This is a genomic window from Streptomyces sp. NPDC059142 (assembly GCF_042755665.1).
Taxonomy (GTDB): Bacteria; Actinomycetota; Actinomycetes; order Streptomycetales; family Streptomycetaceae; genus Streptomyces.
Map to the genome: position 1 here is coordinate 39377 of NZ_JBHZDA010000045.1, position 9089 is coordinate 48465.

At 66.9% G+C, this 9089-nt stretch carries 6 protein-coding genes and 1 pseudogene; 5 read left to right on the forward strand and 2 right to left on the reverse strand.

Annotated features, from left to right (window positions below):
• Positions 1–123: 123 nt before the first annotated feature.
• Complete coding sequence (locus ACFXPK_RS18155; RefSeq protein WP_385076456.1) at positions 124–1221, forward strand: hypothetical protein; 1098 nt, start codon at positions 124–126, stop codon at positions 1219–1221.
• A 287-nt stretch (positions 1222–1508) separates the two neighbouring features.
• The gene (locus tag ACFXPK_RS18160; RefSeq protein WP_385076459.1) at positions 1509–2021 is read left to right on the forward strand and encodes a DinB family protein; all 513 of its coding nucleotides are present in this window, start codon (positions 1509–1511) and stop codon (positions 2019–2021) included.
• A gap of 136 nt (positions 2022–2157) precedes the next feature.
• Here the strand turns inward: ACFXPK_RS18160 and ACFXPK_RS18165 are convergent, their stop codons facing one another.
• Positions 2158–2448: a hypothetical protein gene (locus tag ACFXPK_RS18165; RefSeq protein ID WP_385076461.1), complete on the reverse strand. Its 291-nt coding sequence runs from the start codon at positions 2446–2448 to the stop codon at positions 2158–2160.
• A gap of 231 nt (positions 2449–2679) precedes the next feature.
• Between ACFXPK_RS18165 and ACFXPK_RS18170 the strand changes: the two genes are divergently transcribed.
• Both ACFXPK_RS18170 and ACFXPK_RS18175 read left to right on the forward strand, forming a co-directional pair.
• Complete coding sequence (locus ACFXPK_RS18170) at positions 2680–3093, forward strand: hypothetical protein (protein ID WP_385076464.1); 414 nt, start codon at positions 2680–2682, stop codon at positions 3091–3093.
• A 3-nt stretch (positions 3094–3096) separates the two neighbouring features.
• A pseudogene (locus tag ACFXPK_RS18175) lies at positions 3097–3204 on the forward strand (IS5/IS1182 family transposase); the annotation flags it as partial.
• Positions 3205–3230: 26 nt separating this feature from the next.
• Here ACFXPK_RS18175 and mobF read toward each other — a convergent pair.
• On the reverse strand, positions 3231–7664 hold the full coding sequence (mobF, locus tag ACFXPK_RS18180) for a MobF family relaxase (RefSeq protein ID WP_385076467.1): 4434 nt from the start codon (positions 7662–7664) through the stop codon (positions 3231–3233).
• Between the two features lie 257 nt (positions 7665–7921).
• Here mobF and ACFXPK_RS18185 point away from each other — a divergent pair, with 257 nt between their 5' ends.
• The gene (locus ACFXPK_RS18185; RefSeq protein WP_385076470.1) at positions 7922–8692 is read left to right on the forward strand and encodes a hypothetical protein; all 771 of its coding nucleotides are present in this window, start codon (positions 7922–7924) and stop codon (positions 8690–8692) included.
• Positions 8693–9089: the final 397 nt, after the last annotated feature.

A 9089-nucleotide genomic window follows, 5' to 3' on the forward strand; every position in this document is an offset into this window, starting at 1 on the left:
GCCCACCTTTCATTCGTCTCTCCCAAACAACACCAACCCCACCCCGCGCTGAGCCCCTCACACACCCCCCTCTCGCCCCCCCACGTCTCCGGCACCTCTCCGTTCTCGCCCCCGGGAGGCCCCATGGATCCGCGCGGCCCCACAGCCCAGCGCTTTCCGCTCGTCGCCCGCTTCCGACCCGCCTGCCTCCCCCTGCCCGCACGCGTGAACAGCCTCACGGAACTGGCCGCCACCGCAGCGGACAAAGCAGATCAGGGCCTGGCCTCCACGGTCTACAACCAGGCCGCCCTCATCACCTCCGACCTCGGCGTTCCAGAGCTGGCCCGCTCGATGTGCCACCAGCACGCCGCGGCCTACCTCCACGCCTGCCCCCTGCCCGGCATGTCCGCGATCCGTGCCCTCGAACCCGTCGTCAACCTGGCCCGCCTCCAGATCCGCGCCGGCCACCCCGACGACGGCCGCCACCACCTCCTCGCCTTGTACGACGCCGTCACCACCGGGACCGCCGCTGCCTTCGAAGGCATCACCGTCCCCGCCAACCTCACCGCGAGCGCCGACCGCCACGAGGTACGCGCCTGGCTGTGGCGAGTCCTCCTCGCCGACGGGACACGCACCTTGACAACCACCGGACGCTGGACCGAAGCACTCGCCCACATCGAAGAACACCGTGGCATCGGGCAACGGATGCTCGACGGCCGCCAAGTCGCCGTCCTCGCCGCTCTCACTACCGGGGACACCGCCACCGCCGACGAGGTCCTGGCCCACACGCAGCCCGGTGAAGCCTGGGAGAACGCCATCACCGACTGTCTGACGGTCTTCTGCCGCCGGGCCGCCGGCCAGCCAGTCCACCACCAGGTACAAGATCTGGTGACCACCTACCTCGGCCGAACGAACGAGCTGGGCATGACCGTCTTCAACACGAGACTCGGCCTCACAGTGCTGGACATCATCGCCTCCACCGAGGATCCAGCCGCGCGCCAAGTAGTCGAGCAGTTGCACCACCGGACGACGGCAACAAGCGACGGATACGCCGCCCGGGAGACCTTGGCACATCCCTTGTACATGGCCCTCGCAACCGATCAGCAGGCGCAAGATGACCACGCTCTCCTCCGCGCCTGCGGACTCGAAACCGGAACCCTACCTGTAGATCTGAGCGACCAACTCGCGGCGGCCCTGCACACAAGCGACGGCGTCATTCGCCGGAGCGTCGGCCACCCGTAACTTGCTCGGACAATCGTCCGACGATGCTCCCGCCCGCCCACTACACCCCGTTCGCGGCACCCGAAGCGAACGACTCGACGTGCGAAGCGCTCCGTGACCGATGCCCAAGGCCCCGTGGTGTAACGCCTGGCTCTCTGACTCCGTCCATAGAGGCAGTGGCTTCGTTGATCTCAAGGAACAGCGTTTGTTGATGGTTTCCGGAGGCAGTTAGTGATCAATAGGTACGTCAATGTTGAGGAGAAATGACGGCACCGCCGTGTCGTGGCTTCAGCCACTAGGGTCTGGGCATGGTCAAACACGTGCCGTTTACCGGCGGCGAGAAGGAAAGCCTGCGCATCGCCCTAGATCGACACCGCGACGCGATGCTTTGGAAGCTTGAGGGCCTCGACGATGACCAACTGCGCCTCCCGGTAGCCCCGTCGGGCATGAGCCTCCTCGGGCTGCTCAAGCATCTCGCCGGTGCTGAACTCGGTTGGTTCTGCTTGACGTTCGACCGCGAGTGCGATCCCCTTCCCTTCGAAGTCGAAGGCGACGGGGCATCTGACTGGCACGTAGCCGATGACGAACCGGCCAAGGACATCCTGGACTTCTATGCCCGTGCCCGGACCGCCGCGGACGAAGCGATCGAGAGCCTCGCCATCGACGCCACCGGCACTGCATTCGCGTTCTTCGACGGCGCGACCGTGTCACTGCGCTGGGCACTGATCCATATGCTTGAGGAAGTCGCTCGCCACGCGGGTCACGCGGACATCCTGCGCGAGTCCATCGACGGCTTCACTGGAGATCACAACTGGGGCTGACGCACAGAACCTCATTGGCACTGTCGAAAACGAGTGCGGAGATCCACCGAGCAGGGGGCGCAACGAGTGTCATCAGCGGGACGGTCAGCCGCCCGTCAGGGCAGCTGACCGTCGAGATCGGCGACCGACCAGGAGGTCACCCGGCCCTGGCGACAAGCCGGTGGAAGATATGGGTCACCGTGTGCCGCTGCTTGCGCGGCGCGTCCAGATCCGCCCGCAGGATCTCGTCGATCACCGGCTTGTACGGATCCAGCCTGGTGGCCCGGGGAGGAAGCTTCTTACGAGGCTCCGGCCAGGACGAGTCCAGCGCCTTCCGTACCGTCCGCCACGTCACGCCGTGCTTGCTCTCAAGCTCCCGCATCGACATGCCGCCGCGATGGTCACGCCGGATCGCCGCGTACAGCTCGACCTTCGACATCCGGGGCATGACCAGCACCTTTCACCAAGAGCATCCCGATGCTCCCCTGGCAAGAGCCGCCGTGCCTCCCAAACTCATCAACATCACCCGACCGTGGTTCGGGGCGCCTCCCAAACCCGTCGACAAGTGCCATCACTACTGCGCGATAAAGCCAGAGGCAGGCCGGGCGTTGACGCTTGGCCTGGACCTGATGTAGGTCGCCAGGAGAGGACCCAGACTGTGCCGACCCCCGTTCTCGACGTGAGCGAGCAGCTTTTCTTCGAGCCGTTCGCAGACCTCTATGCTGAACCCCTGGATGAGCCCACGCCACCGGCCGCTGTCGAGGAGTGGGAGCAGGAGACCCTCGCGCACGTCTGGATCATCGCGGCCGAGATCAAGGTCGAGGATCGCATCGCCAAGGTCGCCGACTTCCGTGGCAGCTTCACCACGGAGGTCGGGACCCGCGTGGACGCCCTTGAGGTCTACTGCCGCAACTGCCGACGACCGTACGAGGATGTCGCGGAGAACGACTGCGAGGCCCTGCTCGACAACCGGCACCTGATTGGTGGCGACCGGGCCACGCGCGCGAAGCGCAAGGTCCCCGAGCCGCCGCCCGCCGCCCGTCTCCTTCCCGGCGGAGGAGCGACCGCGACCGAGCCCTGGCCACCCGTTTAACTCGGCGTCGCCCGCCTGAAGTCCTGGCGGATCTTCCGCAGATCCCGCTGCAGCCCCGACCACATGACGTCAATCACCGAGGCCATCCTCACCCTGGAGCGGCAACGCTGAAGAAGCTCACTGATCCCGCCGCCTTCTCACCGCCACGGCCCGGACATAGGAGCCTCCGGCTCATCGTGCGGCTGCGGGTCCTCGGCACTATTCGCGATGCCGGCGTACGGAGCTGCGGGTCGCCCTGCTCGTCGATGCTCAGGCTTCTCCAGGTCCTCGGGCGAGTGTGTGTTCAACCGAGTTCGCACGGAGAGTTCATCCCGTAGGCCGATCTCACGGTGGGCCGCGCCGTTGGCGGTGCCACGTAGGGCGACGGCCTCGGCACGAAGCCGATCGACGGCGCGGTTGTCCTTGTCCTGGGCCTGTCGACGGAGCGCGGCCTTGCTCTGATCAGGCATGTTTGCCTCGATGAGCACCGTGTCGAACTCCGCTGCGGGACCTGCGAACTCGGACGCGTCACGGAACCGCCCGTTCAACTGCTCCAGTGCACGCGTGGCGTCTCCGTGCCCGCGAAGCAGTTCGTCGCGATCGGCTTCGACCATACATCGGGCGCCCCCGCGCAGGACTGGCTGCCTGAATCGACCAACGGCAGCCAGCTGCTGTTCGAACCCTTCGAGACGTGCCTCGACATCGCGCAGAGCTGCGGTTCGTCCGGCGACGAGCACTCCCAGCGTTTGGACTTCGCGGATCGCCACAGCACGGTGCGCGACATCCTGCTGTCGTCGGGCGAACGCGAGCGCATGGGAACCGAATCCAGCAGCGGCCTGCTGCCCGGCACGGTCGGCGGCTGCCTCCGCTTCCTCGGCCGCCGCCCTGGTGGCGCGCCCGGCCGTGGCGGCCTTGCGCACGGCGTCGCGCAGGGCGGCTTTGCTGAGGTGCGCGTACGAGAGCTCCATGCTCGGGGCCGTGTCCGGAGGCAGCGCCGCAGGTGCCTCCGGCACGCTCGTGGTACGTCGGTCCTCGGGGCGCGGAGCGACCTCAGAGTCGTCGGCCTCGTACGTGCCGTCGCTTCTGGGAGCCTGCGGGGTCGGGAGGTCGGCTACTTCCTGTCGGACGTTGGCAGGGACGGCGCCCTTCGGGAGTTCGGTGAGGATCATGCGCTCCTCGGTACCGTTCTCGATCTCACGGACAAGGCCCGCGACCGCGCGGTCAAGTTGTTCCTGCTCGGTGAGTGTGTCGCCGTGGCGGGCACGGTCGGCGTCGCTCTCGTAGACGGACAGTGGCAGGAAGAGGTGAGTTTCCTTCTTGTCCCTCGACATCATCGTGTAGAGGGCATTCGCCTGTGCGCCGGGGCCGTAGACCAGGGCTTCTTGGACGCTGAGTCCCTGGGATTTGTGGCCGGTGATCGCGTATCCGAGGCTGAGTCCGCCCTGTGCGATGTAGTCGGCGTCAACCCATGCGGCTACGTCGCGGGGGCCGTCGGTGGTCTTCTCACGCCACTCGACCAGTACGCGGCGCGCGTCGTCCACGGCTCGTACGATTCCGCGGTATCCGTTCAGCACGTCCTCGTTTTCGCCACGGCTCTTCTTGCCTCGGTAGTCGTTGGTCCGAAGGAGAACCTGGTCCCCGACGGACAGCGTCAGCTCGCCACCGCCGGGTAGCGCGTACGCGTACTCGGGACCGGTGAGGTCGCCGTTTGCCTTCCGCAGTGCGCGGGCTCCCGTGTTCAGCTCGTCCACGATCTCATTGGTGGTGGCCAGCATGAGGAGCTGCTGCACAGCGGTGTGGTCATCGGTGTGCACGGTGCGCTTGTCGGCCCAGAGGGTGAGCATCGCGGCGAGGGTGGCGTCCTTGTCCGCGAGGGCGTGCACGCGGCCGGTGCCGGCGAAGGTACGGAGTGCTTCTACACGGTTGTCGTCGCGCCACAGTTCCAGTGCCCTGCGTTCGATCGCGTCTTTCTGGCGGAAGTTCTCGTTGAGGCGGAGTCCGCCGACGAGGTGATGCACCGCGGCGAAGGAACCGCCGATGCCGGGCGAGTGCAGCTGCTTGGGGTCACCGATGCCGACGACCTTCGTTCCGGTTTGCGCTGCGTGGGCTAGGAGTTCGGCGACGTCACGGTCATCGCACATGGCGGCTTCGTCCACGACCAGGACGTCAACGCCGGTGAGGCCGGGGCCGCCGTTGCGGATGCCGGTGAGCCAGGATGCGAGGGTGCGGGACTCGATGCCCGTTTCGGCCTTGAGGTTCGCGGCGGCGACGGCTGCGGTGCTCGCGCCGGCGATGACGAGGCCGTGGGACTCCCATGCCTGCCGCGCGGTGTTCATGATCGTGGTCTTGCCAGATCCGGCGATGCCCACGACTGCGTCGATTCCGTGCCCGGCCGTGAGCAGCCGTTCGAGGACAGCACGCTGTTCGTCGGAGAATGTGAAGCTGCCGCCGTACTGGGCCTCGACGGTGGACAGGGTCATGTCGACCGCGTCGCGACCGACGACGGCAGATTGCTCGTTGAGACGGTTCGTGGTCTCGGAGACGATCAGCGTTTCCGCGGCCACGACGTCCGCCGTGGTGTACCGGTCGGCGTGCGTGAAGTGCTGGGCGCCCTTCGGGTTCAGTTGGACCGCGTATCCCGCGTGCCGGAGCACGGAGTTGGTGAGCTGTTCGGCCTCGGCGGCGTCCGCGACGCCGTACGGGAGAGCGTCCAGCACGGCGGCGATGGCGGCGGCGTGGGTGAATTCCTTGGAGTGGCTGGTCAAGCCGGTCTTCGGGTCGAAGACCTGGGCGCACAGCTCGTCCAATCCGGGGTTCTGGTCCATGTGGTCCGGCGCCATCGCTCTGGCCGCGACGGCTTCGGGGTCGTCACCGGCGGCGCGGCCTTCGGCCTGCCAGTAGGCGCGTAGAACGTCGTCCTCGACTCCGGTGGCTTCGCCGTTCTTCGCTGCCTTGGACGCGGTGGAGGCAGCGGTGCGCTCGCGAGTCGTGGCGCTGTCGTAGTCGATGCCCAGCTTGGTCAGGAGGTCCCGGACCTGGCTGTCGCGCTTACTGAACAGCCGGATCGTGGCCTCGGGAATGGCTGCGATCTCCCACGCGCCGGTCCGCTCGTCACGGCGGAAGCTGATGCCGAACGTGTCGGTCAGATCCCTGCGGATGCGAGCGTTCATGAGGGACTGGGTCGCGCGGGTGTGCCGGTGGAGGTCGCGGCCCCCGCTGGCCATCGTGGACCACTTGCCGTCGGTGCCCTTGACCATGTTGGCCAGGGTGAAGTGCAGATGGAAGTGGGGGTCGCCGTACGGGGCGCCGTCCACCGGGCGGGCGGCGCGGTGAACCATCATCCAGCCGGAGAACCCGCTTGTCTTCACTGTCTCTGCTTCGTCGCCGCCGCCGTGGTGGCCGCGCATGGCGTACGCGGTCCATCGCTCCAGGGCACCGATGGACTCGCGGCCGGCGGCCGTGTAGATGCCCTCGACCTGGGCGGCGATCTCCTCGGGAGCGTAGGCGAGGAACGCGGACTTCGACTTCGCGAGGTCCAGAGTGACGTCGGCACCGAAGTTACCGACCTGAACGCGGCCTTCGAGGAGAGCGGCTTTGATCTCCTCGGCGTCCCACACGTCCTCGGGCGCGAGTCCCGCCGCCTTGGCCATGGCGACGGCTTCGCGTACGTCCATCGGCAGGTCCCGAAGGCGGCGTTCGCCTTCGGCTTGGGTCTGAGCGTATCGCCGCTTCATGGAAGCGGCGGTGAACAGGTCGGCGGGCTGCTTCCCAGTCTCAGTGGCGCGGGCCTCGACCGTGCGCAGCAGTGCGCGAGCGTCAAGGCGGCCACCCGCCTCCGCAGCCACCGCCTTCTCCAACGCTTCTTCGCTGTACAGGTCGACGGCGTCGATACCGACGGCGTCGGCGAGTTTCAGCACGGTGGAGACGGGGATGCGGTGGGACTCCCCGAACCGCTGGATCTGGCTCTCCATCCTGCGGAAGGCGTCCTGTTTGCGCTTGGAGTCCAGCAGGGCCACGGGGTTCACGCTGCGTTCGGCGGCGGCGCGGCGGATGGCGCGGGCCAGTGGAGCGGCAGGGAGTTTAGCGGCCGGCGCGATGGCCAGCTTGGGTTCCACGAGGGTCTGCCCGGTCCGGGGGTCTTCCCCGTGCATGAGGCGCCGGGCTGCCTGGAAGTGCTCGGGGGCGAGGACGCTGCCGGGGGTGATGTCGAACTCGGTAAGGCCGTTGCCGATCCAGACCAGAGGGCGTTCGCTGGCGTCCAGATGGTAGTCAACCTGCCCGTCGGCGGGCCGTGGAGGAAGGGCCTGTTCACCGTAGAGGTCGCGGGCGTCGAGTCCGGCTGCGGCAGCGACTTCGACGGCATCGAACCCGGTGAATCGTGCCGTGCCCTCACTGCGGAGGAGTCCACGGACGCGGAAGAAGGCTCGCTTGGCCTCGCGGGATCCGAGCAGGGAGGCGACGGGGGCACCGGCGGCTTCGGCCTTGACCTCGATGGCGGCGATGAGGGGGGAAGCGTCGACCGTGGTGGACTTCCCGCAGCCGTGCCCCCCGGTAAGGCGGTACTCAACCTGCTCGTCGGAGGGGCCGATCATGGTTACCCATCCCATCGACCCGCTCACCCTTCGTTCCCATTCGGACAGATCCGGTCGTCTTTGCCGATTGTATCGTCACGAAGTGACGATACCTTGGTCCTTCAATTTCAAGTTGGCCTCTCAGGGAGGAGGCCACAGGGCAGACCAGATCGCACTGTTACCTGAGGACGACTCTGTCTGGACGCGGAAAGGCCAGCCTGGACTGCTGCGATCGAGATACCGGCCTTTGGGGCAGAGGATCACGTAGGCTTATTCCTGTGAGCTACCGTCGCTTCCCGACACAACCACCAGCATCGTTCGAGACGTTGGTGGTTGAGGCGATGGCCCTTGTCCGTATGCATTTCCCCCAGGCCACACAAGCATCGGGGACAGGGAAGCGATCCGTCATCTTCCACATGATGAAGCCCGCCACCTGGAGCCTGGCACCGAAGTCGTGGGTCTTGTTTCCGACGACGAGCTACCGCGACTCCGTTCGCGCCATCAACTCGTGGCTCCGCCGGGATTTTCTCCGCGCCGGCGACTTGGCCACCTCCGAGGGTCCGGCCAGAGAGCTGACCCTCTCGCTCCTCAGGACGGCGGAGAGCACAAACGGTAGGCCGTCTATCACGACAGGGCTGCACTACGGTCTGAAGACCGAGCCCTTGTCCGACTCGACGTGGATCGTTGACGGGCAGCAGCGGCTGGCTCCTCTCCTGAAATCGAGCCGTCGTGCGGGTGAGGGGAGGACTGCGTCCCAATTCCGGCTGCTCGCTGACGGCCTGGCACTACAGCTCAACCGACTCTCGCGAGCCACGGAAGCTTCCAGCGCCGAAAGCATCGTCCGGAACGCGCGTGCGCTGGCAGATTCCTTGCTAGAGCTGACCCTGCACATCCTCAGCAGCTTCGCCCACTACTTCGGCCATTTCGCCGCGCCGCCTCCCACCGACGCTTCGCCATGCGGTGTCCTCCGGCTGACCGTGCCGGCTATCCCACGAGCTCCAGGGGTCTGGCCGTTCTCCGGCCCGACTGACTTCGCCCTCGTCGCGTAGCAACTTCGTCGCGGGGGCGCCGAGACCCGCATGAGGTTGTTCGTGAACTCTGCCCTGCTGCTTGCGTACCTGTTGCTGGCCCTTCCAGTGCTGGCCTCGTGGTACTTCGATAAGGCGCGTCGCTCCATCCGCCGTGTCCGGTCGTGGACAGCCCGGCTCAAAGCGCGGCTCATCGCCGCGCTCCGCCGTCGGCTGTGGCGGTTCCTCTCGGATCACTCCGCAGAGGAGAACGAGGAAGCGCCACAGGCCGTACCGCTACGTCCGGGTTCCTAATCTCGGGCAGGAACATGTGAGGGGCGCCCTGTTCAGGGCGGCCCGAACTGCGCTAAGCGTCTATCCGATAGGCCCATCACCGAACCGTACCCGCGGGAGGTCGGTGGCGTCGCGCACCGCCACG

Bases quoted from the DNA above. Each gene is read 5' to 3' on its own strand.
- ACFXPK_RS18155 (WP_385076456.1), top strand. From the start codon at position 124: ATGGATCCGCGCGGCCCCACAGCCCAGCGCTTTCCGCTCGTCGCCCGC.
- ACFXPK_RS18160 (WP_385076459.1), top strand. From the start codon at position 1,509: ATGGTCAAACACGTGCCGTTTACCGGCGGCGAGAAGGAAAGCCTGCGC.
- ACFXPK_RS18165 (WP_385076461.1), bottom strand. From the start codon at position 2,448: ATGCCCCGGATGTCGAAGGTCGAGCTGTACGCGGCGATCCGGCGTGAC.
- mobF (WP_385076467.1), bottom strand. From the start codon at position 7,664: ATGATCGGCCCCTCCGACGAGCAGGTTGAGTACCGCCTTACCGGGGGG.